A 19,131-nucleotide genomic window follows, 5' to 3' on the forward strand; every position below is an offset into this window, starting at 1 on the left:
ATTCAAAACCATTGCAAAATAACACTATAATCTGTAATATGTATTACATGGAAAGCGCGGTGCTTTCCGATAAAGGCCGGTCGGCCAGGAGATTAAAATGGCAGTTAACGTTGAAAGCGTAATTCGTAAGTATAAGTTTTCCGAAGCTGTGACAATTAAGATCGCAAACGTCAGTAAATATAATGATAAGCAGGTTGAAATCCGTGATGCAGCTACAGGCCGTTTAATATGGCGTGCATGGGATTTTGAGCCATCCTTCCTGGACGAACTGGAGAAACAAATTAAACCATACGTAATTTAATAGATATAAAAGAAAAGCGTTAGGCTGCGGGAACAGTCTAACGCTCATGACAAAAAAATCACTTACAGGTAAATTTTATGTCAACCAATCAGATCATATCGTTAGCAAATTCAATTGTAAAGGGTATCCAGCAGAAGCGACCAGTTAAAACGCCTCAACTCACAGGATGGGAGCTGGAAGAAGTTTTATGGTGGGTAAAAAATCTTGGAGCAGACTTGCTTTAAGGTTACATGGGGGGGGATGCCCCCCTATTCCAAATGTGCCAGCATTTATTTATCACCGGTGCGGCCTCGATGCACATGATTGATAGCAATTATTCTCCAGCTGCGTAACCGGCAATAGTGAAATTGATAGCAAAAGGGTCATACAATGGGAAATTATACAATCAGAACTAGCGAAAAAGATGATGCAATTATCAAAGATGCCCAGGAGTATTTAGGTGTCTCAACTGTCAGCAAAGCATTTCTGGTTTCTATCAGCAAGGTTAAAGAGCAAAACGAAATGATCCTGAAGCTACAACGTGAGCTGGCGCAGGAACGCAAGCGATCTCAAAGTATGTCTGCCGGTATTGCTGATTTTGAAGTCAGTATGGCTCGCCTCTTCACGCTGAAATGATGTACAATTAACCACAGTCATAAAATCTAGTCATTCCCTCCCAAGCTTCGCCCCACACGGGGCGTTAGTCATCCGTTAGGCTGCAAAAAATTTGCGATTTACGCTAACCTCTCTTGCCTTGTGTGTATATGTGTGTATAATGGGTTTCAGGTTACGGAGGGCTTATGAAATCTGCTGACCTGTTGAAAGAGCTGATAGCCGCAGGGTGTGAACTTCGACGGCACAACGGGGGAAGCCACCAGATTTGGTGGTCGCCCATAACAGGAAAAACTTTTCCTGTTCCGCATCCGAAAAAGGATTTGCCTCTAGGTACTGTCAGGTCAATCAAAAAAATGGCGGGGATTTGATCCCCGCCGACTTTGGAGGTGAGTATGTTTTTTTCTGTCGGAGTTGAATCTCCTAAAGATGCTGATACAGCATTCGGTATAAGCGTACCGGCTTTTGATCAGTTTGATTATGGGTGTGTATCCGCTGCGGATGAACAATCTGATATACCCGTAATGGCGCGAGAGGCTATTTTAAGTATCGTGGAAGAAATGCTGCTTAGCGGAGCGCATTCTGTCGAAGATATTAAAGATGCTGGCTTTATGGTTTATTCGGCTAATGCCGAATACGCGCATTGTGACTCTTGGTTTATGATTGACGTGGATCTGTCCGAATTTGAAGGTAAACAGCAACGCGTGAATATTACATTGCCAGATGTGCTGATAAAGCGAATCGATGGATTTATCCAGGGGAATCGTTCAGCGTATAAAGATCGGAGCCATTTTTTGGCTCAGGCAGCGCGGCATGAACTGGCAAAATAACTGACATTCCGGGCACGCAGAAAAAACCACGCTTAAAAGCGTGGTTTTTTCATGTAGGCGGCAATATGCCAGCAAAAAATTGTGGCCGGTCGCAGCTGCAGCTGGCGAAATGCTGGCGAAACCCGGCATCGAGGACGGGCGCCAGGCGCAGAACTGCTGGCACTCCGGTTCTGGCCGTAGTGGTTGGCCGTCAGACGGGCGAGCAGTGCGCAGCCTGTCACTGTATGCGCGTAGCGCATGGAGGCGCGGAACGGGACGAGCATAGAGCACCGTAGCCAAATCCGCGCCTGACCCGGCGCAGCCGGTTACGATCCTGAAAGTGAGCAGAACAACCCCCCTCCCTGCAAAGCCAAAACGCGCTTACAGCGATTTTGTCACTGAGTTAAGGCCAACGCCCCGGTGAGCGGTCAGGACGGCGCTGTGCGACGTTCTGAGCGTGATTTCCGGGGTCTTAACGGGTGTGACCAGCGGGAACAGCCGTTTAGAGGCTTATCGAGTCAGAAATGAAGCGATGAATTTAGCGGGCAAATGCCCGCTATGGTGGTCATTTTGAGGGCGGTTTTTCTTGCGAACTAATGATCATATTGAGATCGGATATTGTAGATTTTGCCGCGCTATAGACAGCGAAAATAGCAGAAGCTGACAATACCAAAGAAAATGCAAGCGTACATGCGAGAACAATATTCAGTCTTCGGCTTTTAGGATCAGAAAGCTCGAAAGATGAAATTCTCGTTTGTAAGGTGTTAACTTTACCTTCAAGTTCGGCAAACACGCTAACAGCGTGTTCATCCAGAGTTTGTTTTACTGATGCTTTCAGCTCAGCTAAAACGGCCTCCTTTTTTTTGTCAATATTTTCGCTCAGTTTTGAGGCGGTCTTTTCCGCCTCTTCAACTGCATTTGCAATAATTTCGATTGAACCTGTTGTTGCCTGATTGATCTCTTCAGGAAGTGATTTTATTTGGTCGTGAAGAACCCCTAGATCACCGATTAATTCAATCAGAAGAGCATCACGCGCCGTCTTAGGTGCTCTAGCTTCTTCTTGCATGACTGCTCCTTAAGATTAAAAAAGGTTGGCATATACATCATCAAGATTGCGTTTGACGCTTTTGGCGAGTGACTTAAGGCCAAACATATCTGCCCATGTATTTCTATCTTTTGCACTTGCTTCTTTGTTTTTAAGGAGGGCTTTGTAATCGGTATCATCTGCAAGCAGAGCATCAACAGTTAGCCCCTTGATTGATAAAGCATCAAACAATTCGTTTTCATAGATTGCACATTCTTTATTTAAGGAGAATGATTTTTCTTTTTTATGGCGTGCAATGATGAATGGAAATTCATCATCAACATCAACATCTACACGATTGAAAACAACCTTCACTTTATCCGCCGGTATGCCGATACTTGCGAGAGTGTCCAGCATTTGAATTGTTTCTTTCTGCTCTTTTGTACCAGAAGTGACAGGTACAACAAAGTAATCGAATTCTTCATGAGAATCATCAAACTTGATCATATTAGTCATGAAGTCTTCAATGTTAGAGGCTCCAATGTCAATAATCGCATCGTCTTCTAGCATTATCTTTTTAAACAGCTCACGGAATTTATCGCCATTCATTTTTTCTACATCAATTCCTAAGCCTTGAGCTGTTTCATTAATGGATTCAATAGCGAATATTGTTGCGCCATTCATGCGAGGTGCTAATAAGTGTGCTGCAACGGTTGTTTTGCCAACAGTACCGGTATAGTTAAGAATTGCTACTTTCATCTTCTTCTCCTGCTGAATTTTGAAGTTCTTCTAAGTCGATGGGCTGCGATCTAAGTTTTTTCAGGTCGCTGGGGTTTCTAACAACCATTCTGGATTTATTGTCCAGCTGCCCATCGTCAGTATTTGTTTTCTCAGGTGCTACTTTATGTTCTGGTACTTTTGTTACCTGGGTGATTTCACTGAGGCAGTATTTTTTTACGTACCGAGTGAACTGCGGGTAACTCATTTCTAAATCAGGGTATGACTCAAAAATCATCTTCTGAGTTTCACCAAGCACAAGACGACTCTTTATCTCGTCAAGTAATGGAAGGAATTGGCTTCTCCCCTGTCTAGGTTGTTTACGCCAGTCTGACATGATCTACCCCATGTGTTGAGAATGGCTCCATTTTAGATGGTTATGGGCACTTAATGCAACGTAGTGCAATCTAGTGCAACCGTTACATCTTGTAATGCAATCTAATGCAATATAGTGCAACTGTCAAATGGTTTTATGCAATTTAGTGCAATCTAATGCAATCCAATGCAACTGCCGAATCAAAACAGAGGCACGTTACCGACTGTATACAAATGCCTGTCGGCCTTTGCATACAGTCGCGTGCCAAAGGGGACGCCCCTTTGAAACCCCGCCTTGCGGGAACATCATCACCAGTTATTGAGGTGTGTCATGGCTGCTAAGCAGAATAAAGATATTGTCGTGTCATTTCGCTTGATGCGCGATGAGTTCTCTCCGTTCGAACAACAGATAAAAGAATCACAACTCAGCCGTTCAGCTTTTTTTAGAAAGCTGGCGTTGAGTAAAGGTGATTCGATTAATATTGAGGTTAAAGACACCAGTAAATTATTATACCTCTTTAACAAGTCTAGCAATAATATTAATCAGCTGGCTTTAAAAATTAACTCGGCACATAAAAATGGTACAATATCAGAGAGGAAGTACACTCTTCTTTTAAATGCTCTTATCAATATTGAATCACTGATGAAAAAGGCGGTTGAGGATGCTGATTAGATGCAGAGGATATAATTCAGGTGTTAAAGAATATTTAGAAGAAGGTCAAAAGTCTGGACGCGAGCTTTCAAGGAATGAGTTAGACGAACGAGTAATACTGGACGGAAACCTAGAACTTACGGAATTGATATACAAAAGTATTCCAGATAAAGGACAGGATCGCTATCTAACTTTCACTCTTGCATTTAAGGAAGATGAAATTGAGCATGACAAACTAATCGAAATCACACAAGAATTTAAATCCTTTCTCATGACTGCCTATGAGACTGATGAATTTAATTTCTATGCTGAGGCACATCTTCCGAAGATAAAAACGATGGAAGATAAAAAATCGGGAGAACTGGTAGATCGCAAACCACATATTCATATTGTTATTCCTCGAAAGAATCTTCTTACTGGTAACGAAATGAATCCTGTTGGCAGCTATAAGCAAAATGAAAAGTATCTAGAGGCTTTTCAGGAATATATTAATCAGAAGTATAATCTCGAATCACCCAGGGATAATATCCGCGCTACTCCAACCAGTTACGCAGATATGCTTTCACGGTATAAAGGCGACGATTTCCGAGCCAAGAATAAACAATTTAAAGTAGATTTATTAGAAAGAGTGTTCAAGGAAGATGTACGGTCTAGACAAGGATTTTATGACCTAGTGGCAGAGTATGGTGAAACGAGAATTAGGAATCAAGGTAAGCCCGGTGAATACATTGCTGTAAAGCTAGATGGTGATAAGAAATTTACTAATCTTAAAGAAAGTATTTTTAGTGACGACTTTATTATTCAAAGGAAAATAACCAAGCCACCTTTGGAAAAACAAATTATTAGTAATCGCTTCTCTGAGTGGAGACAGCGTGCAGCTGAAATCAAGTATATGGATAAGATTGCCTCCCCTACTTATCGAGATAAATATTACGCCTCAGAAAGTAATGAGCGGTCAAAGATGATTTCAGATTTCACAAATCGATTCTATGAAAAATATCGAGGTCAAAATGAGTTACGAAATCAACGGCAGAGAAATAATCAGCAACGTTCTCCTGAATCTCAAAGAGGAATTGCTCCCCCATTTGCCGATCGCCTGCAAAACCTGCCCGATGGCTATGTGGCAGGTACACAATCAGGGCAAGGAAATAAAGAGTTATTGCCGGGTAATGCACGCTTACACCTGGCAAACCAGCAAACCAACGGAAATTCTGGATTGCGACGCGCTGTACGAGGAACCAGAGGAGGAGGAGGAACTTCTCCAGCTCCAAAACAACAACGTGAATCTGCAACAGCCTCCAGTGGAAGCTCGCTACGAGCCGTGGGGCGATATGCACGAAGACGATCAAAATTACAGCTGACACCTTTTCCGGTTTTACCACGCCTTAAGAATCGAATCCCAACGCTTGAAGATATTCAGCGACGTGGGGGATTCCTTTTAGATGCAGGAACGATAAAGGGTGGAAAGATATCAGTCAAATCACCTTCTATTGCACGCGATGTAAACGTTAGTACATCTTCCGTTCCCGGCTGGCTGATTAGACGAGTAAAAGAAACGGAGTCTCCTGAAAAGAATATCAACAAATTGCTACGGAGTATTGATCGTGAATTTTATGACATTAAGCGGGAGGTATTAGCAGACAAACGTTTTACATATCAAGAAAAGAACCAGCTTCTTTCTGTCATGCATTTCGAGAGGCTAAAACGGAAAGATTCCATCGTTAATAAAAAAGAGGGTTTCTCAATGGGGAGTAAAGATATTCGCCAAATGATGAGTAATAACAGGAAAAACCTATCCGGTTTTACGATTAGCGCACCTGAACCTGAAAAAGAACAACCCGCCGAAAGTCGCTTTTCTCGGGTTATGGATAAGCTTCGTAACCCTGTTAATTATTCAAAAGTGGCCGATGATTCACGTAAGTCAGTAGAACATCACCTGGATGCGAGCAATTTATACACCAAGCGCACCCGGAAAGGCCACGTTCATTATCTCGATAAGACCAGTGATAAAACATTGTTCGTTGATAACGGCCAGCTGATCACCATGCGTAAAAATGGTCTTAGCAAAGACAGTGTTGCTGTTGCGCTCGAACTTGCACAAGGTCGCTTTGGTAGCACTCTCAATATCAAAGGGTCAAAGCAGTTCAAAGAAATGGTGATTGATGTAGTAGCTGAGCGAGGTATGGACATTCACTTCACGGATAAGCGAATGAATGAAGCGTTGCAGCTGCGCCGTCAGGAGCTGGAGAAAGCTAAAGAACAGCGGGATAGCAGCAGCCGTGATTCCGCATTCACGATTGAGGGGGCGGAGCTGGAAACTGGTAGGGAATCTACCGGCAGCGAAGATCTCCACGATAAAGCTGAAAGCACTGCCCAGGATGTTGGAAGTGAGCACACCCCACTTTATCGATCTGTATCCACCCTGCAAGGTAAAATCGTTAAGCATGGGGAAGCACCGTATTTAGATAAGGAAGGTAACAGTGCAAGTTACTATGTTACCCTCAAGGGCAAGGACGGGCAGGAAACGACACAGTGGGGAGTCGGCCTAAAAGATGCACTCAAAGGATTCCGCCGTGGTCATGAAGTCTCTTTGGAGCTGAAAGAGTCCAAGCCGGTTCAAGTGCGTGTGCGTGATGAAAATGGGCATTTCTCCACTCGTGAAGCTGTTCGTAACGTATGGGAAGCGACCAGGCTTGATGGTCCACAACCGAAAAAGGCAACTGAAGCATCCAAAAGCGATGTTGTTAAAGGTTTTCGTACGGTCAATACCGGTGATACAAGCCCTGATTTAGCTTAGCGCCAAACTTTTTCCCCACTTCCAAGCCAGGCGTTGCCTGGCTTTTTTTTTGTGATCGAGATCGTGTACTTTCCTGTGTACAGATCACGTACTTTTATTTGTACTTGATCACGTATGGTTTTGTGCCTATGATTGCGTTAACAGACGTGATGAGAGGAATTTACACATGACCCAAGTTATCCATAGCCGTAGGGTTATCAGTATCACTGAGTTCCGGAAGAACCCAGTTGAGTGTGTCAATTCCGGTAAGGGCGCTCTGGCGATTATGAGCCGCAACCATCCAGCCTTTTACTGTGTACCAGCAGAAGAGTATGGAAAACTTTTAGAGCTGGCCGAAATAGGTAAAAAGCATCAATCTAACTAAGTTAACTGCCTGATTTGGCAGTTTTCTAATCTAAATTTTCATTAGATTTATTATTCTTGAGTCTAATGAAAAGTGAGATTTTCTGTTTATAGAACAGACAGTTAGGAGTTATCTTATTGCAGGCGTAGTTTGATCGTCACATTTGATCGTGCTAGATTACGCAGGCTTACGAATTGTTACGGGTGGGACGTTCCCGGTAATAGCGTCTAGGGATAGGGGGACAGGCAAATGCCAAACCCCTGAATGCAAAAACCCCCTGAAATCCTATCGAACTTGCCGGAACGGAGGATATTCAGGGGGTCGTAAAGCAGGCGCTGGCCTGGTAAGGATTATAGCAAATGTATAATCACATACAACCCCTTTGCACCGGCATAAGTGCTGGCGGGTGTGATTGAACAATCAATTAGCTCTGCAACACAATATAAACAAGTCAAAAATCCCAACCCAAAATTTGTCGAGCCAGACGACAAACGGACACTACCGTTTTGTCGAAAGCTTATGGACAAAGCACAGGGATTCACTGAGCGTTTTGACTTCCTCATGCACGTTGCTTTTTCGCGTTCGTTAGGTAAACGTCACCGCAAGCCAGCTCCTTTACGCTGTAAAGCCATTGATGCCTTACTTCAGGCTATGAGTTTTCATTACGATCCGCTGGCTGGCGAATATGGACGTGTCCAGTGTTCTGTTACGACATTAGCGATTGAATGTGACTTGGCGACGGAATCCAAGCGTGGCAATCTGTCTATTACCCGTGTCACTCGTGCGCTTGAGTCCTTAGATAAGGATTTTGGTCTGATCACATATGACACTGAGTTTGTCGCTGAACTCGGTTGTAATGCCCCTTCTAATATCCAGTTCACTCCAGCATTGTTCGAAGCGCTAGACGTATCAATGCTGTCGCTTGAGGCAGTACGCCAAAGTCGTGCCGAATGGCAGAACAAGCAACGTGAGAAAAAAGGACTGCCACGGCTCGACCTGGAAGAGCTGGCCAACCGCGCTTTCAGCTATGTACGTAATAAATTCCGTGAGTATCACAGAGAACGGCGCGAACATGGCCTAAAAAGAGCCAGAGCGAAGCGTGATGCTGAGCGCAGCCGCAAAGATATTGAGCTTCTGGTTAAACGTGAATTGACCCGAGAAATCGCGGATGGTCGGTTCCCGGCAGATAAATTGGCAGTGTTCAATGAAGTGCAGCGACGCACAAGCGAAAGAACTATCATGGCGAGAGGCAATTACAGCCGCCTTGCTCCACCAAGCTATGCCTGATTAACCCCCCTGCCCTCCGGTTGACTCCGGAGGATTCCGCTCGACCAAACACATTTATAGCTCAACTTTTAATCAGATCAGGCGACATTTGGGCAAGCTATTCCGCATAATTCCCCTTACCCAGCAACAAAATCAAACCTCGATGCTTCATTTTTAGCCGTATACGACTTATCAACATAAAACTGCAAGGGGCTATCTCCTTTAACCTCCATACGACAGCCTCAGAAAGCGCAAATCGACTTAGTTTTAAAGCGCAACAATTCTTTTAAACCCCTGCTAGATCTCTCTGTTAAAAAGATATTTATCTCTCTATTAAAAAGAAAACCTATTCGTCAGCTGTCCTGTGGACAGCGATAATGACCGCCCTTTCAGCGAGCTACGCTCGCGACGGTTCGGTTTAATGGTCGCTACGCTCCCATAGTTAGCACCCGCCAAAGGCGGGCATAGATTCACCTCTCCCATAGGTTCCAGTGTCATTAAAAATTGCTTTTATCCCGAGGAATTAAGCCTCTAAACGGCTGTTCCCGCTGGTCACACCCGTTAAGACCCCGGAAATCACGCTCAGAACGTCGCACAGCGCCGTCCTGACCGCTCACCGGGGCGTTGGCCTTAACTCAGTGACAAAATCGCTGTAAGCGCGTTTTGGCTTTGCAGGGAGGGGGGTTGTTCTGCTCACTTTCAGGATCGTAACCGGCTGCGCCGGGTCAGGCGCGGATTTGGCTACGGTGCTCTATGCTCGTCCCGTTCCGCGCCTCCATGCGCTACGCGCATACAGTGACAGGCTGCGCACTGCTCGCCCGTCTGACGGCTAACCAGGGGTCCGCTTGGAAAAAGGAAATTATCCTACGCTAAGCGCATTTTTTGCACAGATGGCTACCGACTGAACGTAACGTGTGAGTCATGATCAGAAATGTGTTAACTCTAGGAATTGACACGACTTACTGTTCGATGGGGAAATCATGTTTAGCTATCTCAAGGCTATGTATCATCAATCAAAAATTCAGGCTGAACTCAAGGCACAGATACATGAACAAACTACGGTTAATGCTATCTGTCATCACCCTGAATCAATCGAGATCATTGCGGTTTGTTCGACTGATGCGTATTACCGAAAACGTAAGGACGCTGCTTTTCTGACAACCTGTTCTGTGCTCATGCGTACTTTAAAAGATGAATCCGTACCGATGGTACTACGGAAAACAGCATGGCGATTATTGAACGAAAGATACCAACGAATTAAGTTAAATCAGGCTTATAGGATAGAAAATTTCTTGCTTGTTGCCGATTTTGAATATGCTCTCGAAGAACATGATGAACTAGCAGAGTAGTACTAGTGAGGCGATGAATACCGACAGTTAACGTGCATGTGACTTAAACGTCCGAAACCGAACGATTGCGTACACCATGCCAATAACATGTACGAAAGTAAGCAAAACTGTTAACGGACAGTCAGATCGTTCCGTACATCCCTTACGGTCAGGGGTTCGCGCTCAATGGAACGAAATCACTCGTTAAGCTCAAAACGCTTAACGTAGGAAAATTTCCGTTTTCCAAGCGGACCCCAACCACCACGGCCAGAACCGGAGTGCCAGCAGTTCTGCGCCTGGCGCCCGTCCTCGATGCCGGGTTTCGCCAGCATTTCGCCAGCTGCAGCTGCGACCGGCCACAATTTTTTGCTGGCATATTGGTTAACCCGGGCGCGATGGCCAGACTTTTTTTGACGGCAATCCGGAATGAAAGAAGGGTTGAATCTCGAAAGCATTACAGTGTATTTACAATGTATTCACTAATTATGGAATACGGTGTATTGACATAATAAATACACTTTGTACAATACAGTGTAATAACAGGGTAAATACGTTTGTGTATTTACATGATAACTACACTGTAAATCTTGAAGGAGTGCTAAATGGGTAAATCAGCGGTCTTCGGTTCAGACAAGGGCGGCGTTGGTAAAACAACGACAGTAGCCAACGTTGCCTCTGCTCTTGTAAGCAAAGGAAAGTCTGTGGGCATTCTTAAATCGGATAAAAACCCAGACTTAATCAACTGGAACACAAAACGTCAGCAAAATGGACTTCCGGCAGTTCCTGTGTATGAAGCCTATGGTGATATCAGTAAAGAAATTAAACGCCTGTCAGATTTGCATGGGGTCTTGCTTGTTGACTGTGCAGGGCATGATAGCCAGGAGTTTCGTAGTGCTCTTACTGTGGCGGATATTCTTGTTACGCTGGTAAAACCATCGTCCGGCTTTGAGCGTGACACTCTGACAGACGTAACCGATAAGGTACGCAAAGCTCAGTCGGTTAACACGCGATTGCAGCCGTGGGTACTGTTTACCCGAATTGAGGCTAACAAGCCGAGCAAAGTAAAGGATGCTATCGAACTTGATAAGTTGCTGCGTTCAGATCCTGTATGGATTCAACCGTTAAGAACTCGTATCTCAGCTTTAGATATTTTCGAAAGCGCATGTAACGAAGGTGCCGGTGTACACGATGTAGCTCGTGGAAACAGTCTAGGAAAAGCAAAAGGGCAAATAGAGCTATTCGCCCAGGAAATTGGAATACTTTAGGAATACAATGTATTTACGGTAATGTATTTACATTGTATTCCATGTGTAATTCGAGGATTAACATATGTCCATTATTTTGAAGAAACCTAGTGCCAATGTAGATCAGGTTGCAACTCCTACAGCGCATGAAGTTGCCAGATTTATAGCTGACGGCGACAAGCGCCCAGCAAAGGGAAGGGCAGTATCGAGAACATACCGGCTGAATCAGGTCTTTATAGATGTAATGGAAGCTGATGCAAAACTGATGGGGCAAGGGAATACCGACATTTTAAAAGCGGCTCTTGCAGCCTGGCAAAGTCTGGACGAAAACACAAAAAAACACTGGATACTTGAAAGTGCCAAAATGTAGCAAGTAAATACGTTGTATTTGTTGTGTATTTACATCGTAAATATGATGCAAATACATAATTAATCCGTTTACGTCACATGCAATGAGGATGGTATATGAGCGTAAAACAAGAAAACGTAACTATCGCCGTTGAGTTAGACAGTTCAATAGCATGGGCGCTTGCCCAGCTCTGTAAGCGCACAACACACTCTGATTGCGTGGAACGATCTGAATCAGAAGATGAAGCCTATCTCATGATGGATGGAGTAAATGCTGTAATGCGTGCGCTAAGCGAAGCTGGATTCAGTCCACGTTAGTAAATACACTGTATTTTATGTGTATTTCTGTTGTAATTACATTGTGCATACAAACCGCCGTCAGGCGGTTTTGCTATTCGAGTAAATGAAAGTACGTGCAATGGATAAATCCATAGAAAAATTAAGTCCCTTCAAAGCCAGAACATCCATTGCAAAGACCCGCGTGTAAGCCTCAGTGCTGCGGCTGTAACGGTGGCCGAGTAATCCCTGTAAGACCTTCTGCGGTACTCCATTCATGAGCAAATGCATCGCGAAGCTGTGACGAAAGGTATGTGGTGTGACGGTTATCGGAAATGTTACACCGTCACTGGCCGCACGTAACAGTGCTGCATTGAGCCAGTTAACCGGCGTTTGCCGGGAGGTGATCGGCCACACAGGTTGATGCTTCACACGTTTGCGCCATGTCGTCAGAAATTCCCTCATTCGTAACGCATATCCGGCATCAAGTAAGGGAACCAGGCGCGTTACAGGTTCAGGCGGTTTCCGGTAGCGCGAATCATGGTGCTCCAGCTGATGTGTTTCCTTACGTGGTCGTCCGGGGGGACGACTGGATTCCCGCTCGCGTTGCTTCAACGTTTTCACCACGGCAAGTGGCTGTGGATGCTGGCGCGTCGGTTCCAGCACAAAATCAACCGGCCTTAATGCCATCCCTTCACCCGGACGTGCGCCGGTGTTCCAGAGCGTATCGAAATACATACGCTGATTAAGATCGGGCAGGTAAGAAAGCAGTACGGCCACTTCCGGCGCGAGCAGGTATTTGGGAAGTTCACCGCCCAGCTGTGCGGCGTAATCCCTCATTGCTCTGGCGGTTTCGAGCGGCAGGGGAGCATTGCCCGGATTTAGCCAGGCGTCGCTACGTGAATTCTGCAAAATTTCGCGGGGTAAATGACTCAATTTTTAAAATCTCGCGTTCCGGACCGTCGCCTCAATTATGACCTAATCCGCGCCGGTGTCCGACTGCAAAAACTCCGATCACCGAAATTCGTTCACTGGACATTTTTTCCGGATATGCCGTTCTGTCCAGGCTGGCGACGGTGTTTTCAGGTGGTTCGGGGCAGGGGAGGGGGGGACGGCAGCAGGATGGACACTATATAGAGTCTGCCACAGCCGGTATGGACACCACATGTTGATTATCCACAGAAACGGGGGATAAAAGCGGGACGGCGCTGTATAACTGGACAGAACAACCTGAACGTCCAAAGTGGCGCAGGAGTTACGTAACGGGGGCGGTTTGCCAGCAGTTCTGCGACCGGCTGCGCATCCGGAGAGGAAATTACGCCAGCATTTTTGAGCGTGGCCGCGCAGCTGCAGCTAACAGAATGCCAGCAATTAAGCCGCTTTCCGTTCTATCTCTTTAATGAGGACATCGATTTCATTCTTTGTCGGCACAGTTGAACTAACATGAACAAATTCTTTTTCAAAGACTTCAATAAGATATTTAGCTGATTGTAAATCTTGAATAAGAATGTTTGGTTTAATGAAGTCACCGATAATTGCTTGTGCAATATGATTAACAACATCGCACGAACGTTCTACAGACTTTTTGATGTTCTCATTGAGGTGATAGTTATCGGCAGTGATATTGATACTTAGTATTGCCTTTGAAATAATACTTCTTATGCTGATCACCTTCATTGCTAGATTTATCATTCTTACTATATCCTTTCTTTAAATATTATACCAAGCCAGATCCCGTACAGCCAGCTAAACTAGGCGAAATTACCGGCGAGGGAGTTTAGCGAAAATATCCGGTAGTTCATCAACATTGCATTCCCTGACGTTGTAAACTTGATATCCATCGTCAATCACCTTATTAAGCTTCTTCATGGCATCTTCCATTGACGTAGCCGCTAAAAAATACGCATTTTCAACAATAGGGATGTCATAGCCGTATCTTCCATGTAGCCAGTATAGATAAAGTTTGTATTCCATCAGCACAACCTCATTTGAGCATCAGAGTTATATTCTTAATATACCAGGCCAGATCTTACACTGCCAGCAGAACTGGACAGAATTTCCTATATGTCCAACCGCGCGAGGAGTTGAACAAGGGGCGTAAAAAAGGCCGCTGGTGCGGCCTTATTGTGGTGTATCATCAATTACGTTAGGTCTATCTTGCAGGAAATCAGGATCTGCTTTTGCTTCCTCTTTCAAACTGCTCCATGTCGGACGCACTGGCTTAAGTATAAGCGTGTCCCCCTCTCGCTGTATCTCTAACTCGCTTACACCCTCGAAATCCATTTCACGAGGAATGCGTATCGCTCTGTTATTACCATTAGTGAATATAGATACTATTTTTTTCATACCATGCCTCCATAAAGCTAATTAGGTACAATTCTACAAGGTCAGATCCCACACTGCCAGCAGAACTTGACGGAATAACCTGAACGTCCAAAGTGGCGCGGGAGTTACGTAACGGGGGCGGTTTGCCAGCAGTTCTAAGACCGGCCAAGCATCCGGAGAGGAAATTACGCCAGCATTTTTGAGCGTGGCCGCGCAACTGCAGCTGACTTTATAACTACTCACTTGCTGACCGATAATGTCCAGTAAGCTAAACGGGCAGAAGAAAGGCCGCTGACGCGGCCTATAAGTTAAGTTGATACTTATCCCACCTGTCAAATATTTCACTGCGTGGGTATTTCACCCCATCAATGATAACGTACCCTTCACGCCCCATTAAATAACTACCATTATCAATGGCAGTATCGCTTTTATCAGGGGTGCAATGAACTAATTTTCCATCGATGAACACCGCCTGAGTTACATCTATTTTTTCTCTATGACGCTCCCATAGTTCACCGTCCTTATTACAAACAAATCCATAAATGCGCACTTGTGGATTTTGCACGATTTCAGATTTAGCTCTTGAATCTTCATTATTCTGGTCACACCCAACAAGGCCAGTTAACATAATGAGAAAGATAATTTTAATACTTTTAGATATTGTGATTGTGCTATCTTTTGCAATTTTCATATCACTCACCATTCTTAAACCATCGATTTAAGAAAATGGATGCAATTATGAATATACAGCCAAGAACTAAAGCTAACTGCCAGTACGCAGTAGAATAAGAATGTAATATAGCCCCCATTTTATTAGTAGTTGGAGCGGTAGTTTCCTCTCCAGTTACAGCCTTAGCAACTAAACCAAAAACGATTAGAGCAATCCCCCCAAAAAAGCTTTTCAAATGAAAAAATCTACTTAGCCAAGCTCCAATTCTTTGATAGGGAATAAAAAATAACCCTAAAAAGAGAAACGTTAATATAAAAAAACCTAAAATCAACCCAGGCACTTTAACCTCACTTATATTTAGTTTTGCTTTTGCAGCATTCTGTTGGCATAAACCCAATATGAACTATAGTTCACAATTATGCAAGGGAATTATGAACTATAGTTCACCGTAAAGGGGCAGCCCGGCTAAAGCATCATTCCAGTGCTGATCTCTATCCTGGTTTCCGGCAATCTTGCTGATCCAAGTTTCTGACTTCCCCCAACGGGCAGCGAGTGCCGTACGTGACCAGCCTTTTCGCTTCATTTCGGCTTTAAATTCTTCTTTTGTTGGTTTGTACATATGTTTTCTTATATGAACTATAATTCACAGATAGTATGTGAAACACATTCAATTAGCAACTGGACGGAATAACCGGAACGTCCAGTATGTTGAGAGGATTACGTAACAAACAGGGTTTGCCAGCAGTTCTGCGACGGGTGCCAGCTGGCGCCACGGATATTTGCCAGCATTTTTAAGCATGGCCGCGCAGCTGCAGTAGACGAAACGCCAGCAATTCTATAGGGATTCGGGGAATTATTTATGGTTCGATTTTAAGATATATATATTTTCCCCGGCTTGCTTAAATGACAACACCCAGGCGACGGTAGAGGCAAAACTCAATCCTGCCATGTTCCATAATTGCCCCTGCGTAAATTCGGCGCTATGAAGAACAAGACCAAAAAAGAGATACAGGCTTAAAATCATGAATAAAACGCCTGTAAAGGTGTTAAAAATCATCCAAAACATATTATCACCTGCTAATCAGAACCATGAAAAAAGTGCAAACCCTGCTAAAAAAAGGCCGGTCACAGTAGCTACATTACTAAGTAGTCCCTTGCTAAAAATAGATGTGAATGCAAGTAGCAGGATTCCAGATATTATATAGGCGTTAATTATGGTTTCGTTACCAAACATTTGTCACCCTTCATTTTATTTTATAAACTGCCATACTGACGCCGGGATTTTGTCATAGAGTTTATTCATGGTTAATTCGGCCAAACGATGATCTGCTGCCGAGTTGAATGTTTCTAAATCATCTACAGAAAGAGAGTATCGGTTTTTCTCAATTATTTTTTCCAGTGTATCTAAGCAATTGCAGCGTCTTAACTTCATTAGCCAATCTATTTTATTCATACACTTAGAATTCTCCTGTTGCATTTAGTAGCCTCAATCATGAGGTAAGTAGGCATAGCAGCTGCCGTACCACCCCTGGAAACGGCAACTGCTACTAATCAGTTCCACCCCGGATACTGATCTTCGAGGATTATAAGAGGATATTTGGTTTTTTGAACAGAGAAAAGATAAAGAAATTTAGTAGCGTCCCACTAAATGCTAAGGCTTCAAAGAGGCTGGTAATTCATCGTTGATCATGATTTCCGTCCTCTTGCTTAAGAGTGATGATACTGTTTCGAGTGCAATTTTGAGTTCCTTTTCAGCTCTCTCCAATTCGCTGAGTTCGGATGGGTTAAAACGGAATTTTTTATACCTTTTATGTATTGCTAACAGTTGATCAGCTAAAACATCGTCACGGCAGTAAAGATAGCACTCAGGGACATCCAAAACTTCAGCAAAGCGACAAGCTTGTTGAAAGTTGGGGCTGTGTGTATCTGTCTCATAATGCGAGATTCTACTGACGGTCAGTTCATCGATACCAGCACGTTTCGCCAGTTCTGTCTGGGTCATGTGCGCCGCTTTACGTGCGGCCTTCAATCGCTTACCAATCATGCCATTCCTCCGCAATCGGTATCGAGGGAGTTTAGGCGTATTAACACTGTGATTTTATATAGATATTCTAACAATTTGCTGTTTAACTAACAATGTGGCCTAATATTATCGGCAGCAAAGCCTGATAGGTTTGATCGTTTAAACCGATCAATGTCAAAAGGATTGATCAATCAAAACAATTAGACGAAAGATCAAACAACCCTCAAACTTAGGGAATTAATAATCTTAAATATTCTAATAAATGTACTGCTTCTAGGGATGAGGCAGTGCGCTAGCTATTGCATTTCAATATCTTATGACATTCGGAGGCCTCTATGCAGGACACATTTACCGATGCCTGGTATCTTCTGCGCTGCCGTCAAAATTATTGGAAAACCATACAGCAGAACCTTAATGAAGCAGGGCTTAAAACTTGCTGCCCATTAATTTTAGAACGTAGACGACGGAGCGATAAAAAAAATGCCTACAGACTCATAAACTCACCGGCATTTCCCGGTTATATCTTTGTAAGATTCAACCCGGCCAATATCCATACCACTGCAATTAAGCGCATACCCGGAGCGATGGATTTTGTCAGATTCGGTAACGAAATCGCAACGATATCTCAAGCCGAAATAGAAGCCTTAAAGCTTGTCCATTTTGAACGTCCTCAAGAGAAAATTAATCTACCCAGCGAGTTAAAAAAGAAGATAGAAAAAATTACGTCAGCAGAAGAACCCGCTGTTCGCATTGACATTTTATTTTCGATGCTGGAGTTACCTACACGTATATCACGGAGCAATAATGCCTAGTAAAGCGCAAAACAAAGATAAACCGGAAACAAAATACTCAAATAATGTTTATATCGCAGCGGAGCCGCGACAGAAGCTTGAGGAACTATGCACAGAAATCGGCTACGAACGTAGAAAAAACATGCCAGCTTCAGCATTCGTAAGATACCTTATCGAAAATTTTGGTGAGCAGGCAAAAAAGAAAATCCTCAAAAACAGCGACAATTAACAAATCAAAGGTACGGCCATGATCTCTACAGCGACTTTTCTGGCGCTGGCGATTCAGTGCGCTCCTGATGTTGCCCCTGATACTTTAGCCCGGATAGTAAAAACTGAGTCTGGTTTTAATCCGTGGGCAATAGGAGTTGTAGGTAAGTCGCTTAAACGCCAACCACAAACGAAAGAAGAAGCGTTAGCAGCTGTCAAACAGCTTGTTAAGGAGAAAGCAAATTTCAGTATCGGTCTAGGGCAGATCAATCGCCAGTATTTTGATGCCGATAATGCTGAAGCAGTATTTTCTCCATGTACAAATTTGAAAATGAGTTCGGATTTATTAAAAGATTGTTACGCCAGAGCCTTAAAAGGTTCGGGTGATGAACAACAGGCTCTTTTGAAGACATTTTCATGTTACTACAGCGGTAATTATACAAGGGGGTTTGTAAAGGAAAATAACGGTACTAGTTATGTTGATAGAGTGGTAGCCGTGAATACAACAGGTATTAAGGTTCCCGCTTTAAATGATAATGGAATACCTGATCAGTCTCCCAGACAAGAACGGCCAACGTACGATGCCTGGGATGTTTTACAGCAATATCCAAAATACAGCGCACCAACGCAAAGCAATAGCGCTCCAACGCAAGGCATAAGCGAACCGTCTGCTGATACAACTCAAGAGGAACAAACGGATGTTAAAAGTTAACCATATGAATAAGTCAACATTGAGAAATTACCTTGTGGTAATTCTGATGTTGGCTTTTTCACCTTATGCATTAGCTGCCGGTGATACTGGTTGGTTGGATACTCTTAATCAGTATGCAAAGAATATTCAAATTGGCCTCTACACACTGGCGGGTACGATAGTTTTGTGCTGTGTAATTGTTTCTGGTATCCGTTTGGCTATTTCCCGCATGGCTGGGAATCACGATAAAACTTTCTGGGATTATATCGGTGATTTAAGCATGGCAATCTGGATTGGCGGTGCGATTGTGTTCTTCACGGCAATGTGGCAGGTATTCGGCACTACTTCCTGAT

31 protein-coding genes are annotated in these 19,131 nt (G+C 43.9%); 17 read left to right on the forward strand and 14 right to left on the reverse strand.

All coding sequences use genetic code 11. From position 1 onward, the window contains the following. Window positions 1–97: 97 nt before the first annotated feature. From L462_RS00290 to L462_RS00280, 5 genes are all read left to right on the forward strand, one after another. On the forward strand, window positions 98–301 hold the full coding sequence (locus L462_RS00290) for a DUF905 family protein (RefSeq protein ID WP_032679777.1): 204 nt from the start codon (window positions 98–100) through the stop codon (window positions 299–301). Between the two features lie 77 nt (window positions 302–378). After that, entirely contained in the window at window positions 379–525 is a 147-nt protein-coding gene (locus tag L462_RS25280) for a hypothetical protein (RefSeq protein WP_155964492.1), read from the forward strand. A gap of 145 nt (window positions 526–670) precedes the next feature. Next, a complete protein-coding gene (locus L462_RS00285; protein ID WP_032679778.1) occupies window positions 671–916 on the forward strand; it encodes a hypothetical protein in 246 nt (81 codons plus the stop codon). A 164-nt stretch (window positions 917–1,080) separates the two neighbouring features. Continuing rightward, window positions 1,081–1,263 (forward strand): type II toxin-antitoxin system HicA family toxin, encoded by a 183-nt coding sequence (locus L462_RS24820; RefSeq protein ID WP_000833472.1) that lies wholly within the window; start codon window positions 1,081–1,083, stop codon window positions 1,261–1,263. A gap of 24 nt (window positions 1,264–1,287) precedes the next feature. Then, window positions 1,288–1,722 (forward strand): type II toxin-antitoxin system HicB family antitoxin, encoded by a 435-nt coding sequence (locus L462_RS00280; protein ID WP_032679779.1) that lies wholly within the window; start codon window positions 1,288–1,290, stop codon window positions 1,720–1,722. Window positions 1,723–1,754: 32 nt separating this feature from the next. Here the strand turns inward: L462_RS00280 and L462_RS0123925 are convergent, their stop codons facing one another. The 4 genes from L462_RS0123925 to L462_RS24060 all read right to left on the reverse strand — a co-directional run bounded on the left by L462_RS0123925 (window position 1,755) and on the right by L462_RS24060 (window position 3,839). After that, on the reverse strand, window positions 1,755–1,985 hold the full coding sequence (locus L462_RS0123925) for a hypothetical protein (protein WP_032679780.1): 231 nt from the start codon (window positions 1,983–1,985) through the stop codon (window positions 1,755–1,757). A 281-nt stretch (window positions 1,986–2,266) separates the two neighbouring features. Continuing rightward, complete coding sequence (locus L462_RS24055; RefSeq protein ID WP_050595787.1) at window positions 2,267–2,767, reverse strand: hypothetical protein; 501 nt, start codon at window positions 2,765–2,767, stop codon at window positions 2,267–2,269. Between the two features lie 15 nt (window positions 2,768–2,782). Then, window positions 2,783–3,484 carry a StbB family protein gene (stbB, locus tag L462_RS00275; protein WP_032679781.1) on the reverse strand — a complete coding sequence of 234 codons (702 nt, stop codon included), beginning with the start codon at window positions 3,482–3,484 and terminating at the stop codon, window positions 2,783–2,785. Then, window positions 3,465–3,839 (reverse strand): hypothetical protein, encoded by a 375-nt coding sequence (locus tag L462_RS24060; RefSeq protein WP_050595788.1) that lies wholly within the window; start codon window positions 3,837–3,839, stop codon window positions 3,465–3,467. Before L462_RS24060 ends, stbB begins: the two co-directional genes overlap by 20 nt. Before the next feature lie 309 nt (window positions 3,840–4,148). Between L462_RS24060 and L462_RS00270 the strand changes: the two genes are divergently transcribed. The 8 genes from L462_RS00270 (at window position 4,149) to L462_RS24825 (ending at window position 12,113) form a co-directional block, all read left to right on the forward strand. Beyond that, window positions 4,149–4,490: a plasmid mobilization protein gene (locus L462_RS00270; RefSeq protein WP_032679782.1), complete on the forward strand. Its 342-nt coding sequence runs from the start codon at window positions 4,149–4,151 to the stop codon at window positions 4,488–4,490. Then, entirely contained in the window at window positions 4,480–7,266 is a 2,787-nt protein-coding gene (locus L462_RS0123940; protein WP_032679783.1) for an LPD7 domain-containing protein, read from the forward strand. Before L462_RS00270 ends, L462_RS0123940 begins: the two co-directional genes overlap by 11 nt. A gap of 166 nt (window positions 7,267–7,432) precedes the next feature. Beyond that, complete coding sequence (locus L462_RS00265) at window positions 7,433–7,630, forward strand: type II toxin-antitoxin system Phd/YefM family antitoxin (RefSeq protein WP_032679784.1); 198 nt, start codon at window positions 7,433–7,435, stop codon at window positions 7,628–7,630. A gap of 387 nt (window positions 7,631–8,017) precedes the next feature. Next, window positions 8,018–8,896 carry a plasmid replication initiator RepA gene (gene repA / locus L462_RS00260; protein ID WP_231563546.1) on the forward strand — a complete coding sequence of 293 codons (879 nt, stop codon included), beginning with the start codon at window positions 8,018–8,020 and terminating at the stop codon, window positions 8,894–8,896. A gap of 959 nt (window positions 8,897–9,855) precedes the next feature. Then, window positions 9,856–10,224, forward strand: coding sequence for a hypothetical protein (locus L462_RS0123945; RefSeq protein WP_032242306.1), 369 nt, complete (start codon window positions 9,856–9,858; stop codon window positions 10,222–10,224). Between the two features lie 581 nt (window positions 10,225–10,805). Next, window positions 10,806–11,468 carry a division plane positioning ATPase MipZ gene (locus tag L462_RS00255; RefSeq protein WP_032679785.1) on the forward strand — a complete coding sequence of 221 codons (663 nt, stop codon included), beginning with the start codon at window positions 10,806–10,808 and terminating at the stop codon, window positions 11,466–11,468. Between the two features lie 64 nt (window positions 11,469–11,532). Beyond that, window positions 11,533–11,817: a hypothetical protein gene (locus tag L462_RS00250; RefSeq protein ID WP_032679786.1), complete on the forward strand. Its 285-nt coding sequence runs from the start codon at window positions 11,533–11,535 to the stop codon at window positions 11,815–11,817. Between the two features lie 95 nt (window positions 11,818–11,912). Beyond that, window positions 11,913–12,113 carry a DUF7706 family protein gene (locus L462_RS24825; RefSeq protein WP_032679787.1) on the forward strand — a complete coding sequence of 67 codons (201 nt, stop codon included), beginning with the start codon at window positions 11,913–11,915 and terminating at the stop codon, window positions 12,111–12,113. Between the two features lie 60 nt (window positions 12,114–12,173). Here the strand turns inward: L462_RS24825 and L462_RS00240 are convergent, their stop codons facing one another. The 10 genes from L462_RS00240 to L462_RS25825 form a co-directional block, all read right to left on the reverse strand. Continuing rightward, on the reverse strand, window positions 12,174–13,007 hold the full coding sequence (locus L462_RS00240) for a tyrosine-type recombinase/integrase (RefSeq protein WP_032679788.1): 834 nt from the start codon (window positions 13,005–13,007) through the stop codon (window positions 12,174–12,176). Between the two features lie 435 nt (window positions 13,008–13,442). After that, window positions 13,443–13,763: a hypothetical protein gene (locus L462_RS00235; RefSeq protein ID WP_032679789.1), complete on the reverse strand. Its 321-nt coding sequence runs from the start codon at window positions 13,761–13,763 to the stop codon at window positions 13,443–13,445. 69 nt (window positions 13,764–13,832) lie between these two features. Further along, entirely contained in the window at window positions 13,833–14,045 is a 213-nt protein-coding gene (locus L462_RS00230; protein ID WP_032679790.1) for a hypothetical protein, read from the reverse strand. 147 nt (window positions 14,046–14,192) lie between these two features. Further along, window positions 14,193–14,417 carry a type II toxin-antitoxin system VapB family antitoxin gene (vapB, locus tag L462_RS00225; protein ID WP_032679791.1) on the reverse strand — a complete coding sequence of 75 codons (225 nt, stop codon included), beginning with the start codon at window positions 14,415–14,417 and terminating at the stop codon, window positions 14,193–14,195. 280 nt (window positions 14,418–14,697) lie between these two features. After that, window positions 14,698–15,087, reverse strand: a complete 390-nt coding sequence (locus L462_RS00220) for a hypothetical protein (RefSeq protein ID WP_032679792.1) — start codon at window positions 15,085–15,087, stop codon at window positions 14,698–14,700. Window position 15,088: 1 nt separating this feature from the next. Beyond that, window positions 15,089–15,406 carry a hypothetical protein gene (locus tag L462_RS25285; protein ID WP_155964494.1) on the reverse strand — a complete coding sequence of 106 codons (318 nt, stop codon included), beginning with the start codon at window positions 15,404–15,406 and terminating at the stop codon, window positions 15,089–15,091. A gap of 96 nt (window positions 15,407–15,502) precedes the next feature. Then, on the reverse strand, window positions 15,503–15,685 hold the full coding sequence (locus L462_RS0123950) for a helix-turn-helix domain-containing protein (RefSeq protein ID WP_032679793.1): 183 nt from the start codon (window positions 15,683–15,685) through the stop codon (window positions 15,503–15,505). 234 nt (window positions 15,686–15,919) lie between these two features. After that, window positions 15,920–16,132 carry a hypothetical protein gene (locus tag L462_RS00215; protein WP_032679794.1) on the reverse strand — a complete coding sequence of 71 codons (213 nt, stop codon included), beginning with the start codon at window positions 16,130–16,132 and terminating at the stop codon, window positions 15,920–15,922. A 183-nt stretch (window positions 16,133–16,315) separates the two neighbouring features. After that, complete coding sequence (hha, locus tag L462_RS00210) at window positions 16,316–16,519, reverse strand: hemolysin expression modulator Hha (protein WP_032679795.1); 204 nt, start codon at window positions 16,517–16,519, stop codon at window positions 16,316–16,318. A 198-nt stretch (window positions 16,520–16,717) separates the two neighbouring features. Then, window positions 16,718–17,110, reverse strand: a complete 393-nt coding sequence (locus tag L462_RS25825; RefSeq protein WP_072031482.1) for a helix-turn-helix domain-containing protein — start codon at window positions 17,108–17,110, stop codon at window positions 16,718–16,720. Between the two features lie 314 nt (window positions 17,111–17,424). On the opposite strand from L462_RS25825, the gene L462_RS00205 reads away from it, so the two are divergent. From L462_RS00205 to L462_RS00190, 4 genes are read left to right on the forward strand one after another with little or no spacing between them, the layout of a single operon-like run. After that, window positions 17,425–17,901, forward strand: coding sequence for a transcription termination/antitermination NusG family protein (locus L462_RS00205; protein ID WP_032679796.1), 477 nt, complete (start codon window positions 17,425–17,427; stop codon window positions 17,899–17,901). After that, on the forward strand, window positions 17,894–18,109 hold the full coding sequence (locus L462_RS00200) for a hypothetical protein (protein ID WP_032679797.1): 216 nt from the start codon (window positions 17,894–17,896) through the stop codon (window positions 18,107–18,109). The genes L462_RS00205 and L462_RS00200 overlap by 8 nt, the downstream gene beginning before the upstream one ends. A gap of 18 nt (window positions 18,110–18,127) precedes the next feature. Beyond that, window positions 18,128–18,799: a lytic transglycosylase domain-containing protein gene (locus tag L462_RS00195; protein WP_032679798.1), complete on the forward strand. Its 672-nt coding sequence runs from the start codon at window positions 18,128–18,130 to the stop codon at window positions 18,797–18,799. Then, window positions 18,786–19,130 carry a TrbC/VirB2 family protein gene (locus L462_RS00190; RefSeq protein ID WP_050595789.1) on the forward strand — a complete coding sequence of 115 codons (345 nt, stop codon included), beginning with the start codon at window positions 18,786–18,788 and terminating at the stop codon, window positions 19,128–19,130. Before L462_RS00195 ends, L462_RS00190 begins: the two co-directional genes overlap by 14 nt. Window position 19,131: the final 1 nt, after the last annotated feature.

The organism is Enterobacter sp. BIDMC 26, assembly GCF_000534435.1.
GTDB classification, from domain to species: domain Bacteria; phylum Pseudomonadota; class Gammaproteobacteria; order Enterobacterales; family Enterobacteriaceae; genus Enterobacter; species Enterobacter ludwigii.

Excerpts from the sequence above, each read along its gene's own strand:
- L462_RS00290 (WP_032679777.1), top strand. The coding sequence starts at position 98 with ATGGCAGTTAACGTTGAAAGCGTAATTCGTAAGTATAAGTTTTCCGAA.
- L462_RS25280 (WP_155964492.1), top strand. The coding sequence starts at position 379 with ATGTCAACCAATCAGATCATATCGTTAGCAAATTCAATTGTAAAGGGT.
- L462_RS00285 (WP_032679778.1), top strand. The coding sequence starts at position 671 with ATGGGAAATTATACAATCAGAACTAGCGAAAAAGATGATGCAATTATC.
- L462_RS24820 (WP_000833472.1), top strand. The coding sequence starts at position 1,081 with ATGAAATCTGCTGACCTGTTGAAAGAGCTGATAGCCGCAGGGTGTGAA.
- L462_RS00280 (WP_032679779.1), top strand. The coding sequence starts at position 1,288 with ATGTTTTTTTCTGTCGGAGTTGAATCTCCTAAAGATGCTGATACAGCA.
- L462_RS0123925 (WP_032679780.1), bottom strand. The coding sequence starts at position 1,985 with ATGCTCGTCCCGTTCCGCGCCTCCATGCGCTACGCGCATACAGTGACA.
- L462_RS24055 (WP_050595787.1), bottom strand. The coding sequence starts at position 2,767 with ATGCAAGAAGAAGCTAGAGCACCTAAGACGGCGCGTGATGCTCTTCTG.
- stbB (WP_032679781.1), bottom strand. The coding sequence starts at position 3,484 with ATGAAAGTAGCAATTCTTAACTATACCGGTACTGTTGGCAAAACAACC.
- L462_RS24060 (WP_050595788.1), bottom strand. The coding sequence starts at position 3,839 with ATGTCAGACTGGCGTAAACAACCTAGACAGGGGAGAAGCCAATTCCTT.
- L462_RS00270 (WP_032679782.1), top strand. The coding sequence starts at position 4,149 with ATGGCTGCTAAGCAGAATAAAGATATTGTCGTGTCATTTCGCTTGATG.
- L462_RS0123940 (WP_032679783.1), top strand. The coding sequence starts at position 4,480 with ATGCTGATTAGATGCAGAGGATATAATTCAGGTGTTAAAGAATATTTA.
- L462_RS00265 (WP_032679784.1), top strand. The coding sequence starts at position 7,433 with ATGACCCAAGTTATCCATAGCCGTAGGGTTATCAGTATCACTGAGTTC.
- L462_RS0123945 (WP_032242306.1), top strand. The coding sequence starts at position 9,856 with ATGTTTAGCTATCTCAAGGCTATGTATCATCAATCAAAAATTCAGGCT.
- L462_RS00255 (WP_032679785.1), top strand. The coding sequence starts at position 10,806 with ATGGGTAAATCAGCGGTCTTCGGTTCAGACAAGGGCGGCGTTGGTAAA.
- L462_RS00250 (WP_032679786.1), top strand. The coding sequence starts at position 11,533 with ATGTCCATTATTTTGAAGAAACCTAGTGCCAATGTAGATCAGGTTGCA.
- L462_RS24825 (WP_032679787.1), top strand. The coding sequence starts at position 11,913 with ATGAGCGTAAAACAAGAAAACGTAACTATCGCCGTTGAGTTAGACAGT.
- L462_RS00235 (WP_032679789.1), bottom strand. The coding sequence starts at position 13,763 with ATGATAAATCTAGCAATGAAGGTGATCAGCATAAGAAGTATTATTTCA.
- L462_RS00230 (WP_032679790.1), bottom strand. The coding sequence starts at position 14,045 with ATGGAATACAAACTTTATCTATACTGGCTACATGGAAGATACGGCTAT.
- vapB (WP_032679791.1), bottom strand. The coding sequence starts at position 14,417 with ATGAAAAAAATAGTATCTATATTCACTAATGGTAATAACAGAGCGATA.
- L462_RS00220 (WP_032679792.1), bottom strand. The coding sequence starts at position 15,087 with ATGAAAATTGCAAAAGATAGCACAATCACAATATCTAAAAGTATTAAA.
- L462_RS0123950 (WP_032679793.1), bottom strand. The coding sequence starts at position 15,685 with ATGTACAAACCAACAAAAGAAGAATTTAAAGCCGAAATGAAGCGAAAA.
- L462_RS00215 (WP_032679794.1), bottom strand. The coding sequence starts at position 16,132 with ATGTTTTGGATGATTTTTAACACCTTTACAGGCGTTTTATTCATGATT.
- hha (WP_032679795.1), bottom strand. The coding sequence starts at position 16,519 with ATGAATAAAATAGATTGGCTAATGAAGTTAAGACGCTGCAATTGCTTA.
- L462_RS25825 (WP_072031482.1), bottom strand. The coding sequence starts at position 17,110 with ATGATTGGTAAGCGATTGAAGGCCGCACGTAAAGCGGCGCACATGACC.
- L462_RS00205 (WP_032679796.1), top strand. The coding sequence starts at position 17,425 with ATGCAGGACACATTTACCGATGCCTGGTATCTTCTGCGCTGCCGTCAA.
- L462_RS00200 (WP_032679797.1), top strand. The coding sequence starts at position 17,894 with ATGCCTAGTAAAGCGCAAAACAAAGATAAACCGGAAACAAAATACTCA.
- L462_RS00195 (WP_032679798.1), top strand. The coding sequence starts at position 18,128 with ATGATCTCTACAGCGACTTTTCTGGCGCTGGCGATTCAGTGCGCTCCT.
- L462_RS00190 (WP_050595789.1), top strand. The coding sequence starts at position 18,786 with ATGTTAAAAGTTAACCATATGAATAAGTCAACATTGAGAAATTACCTT.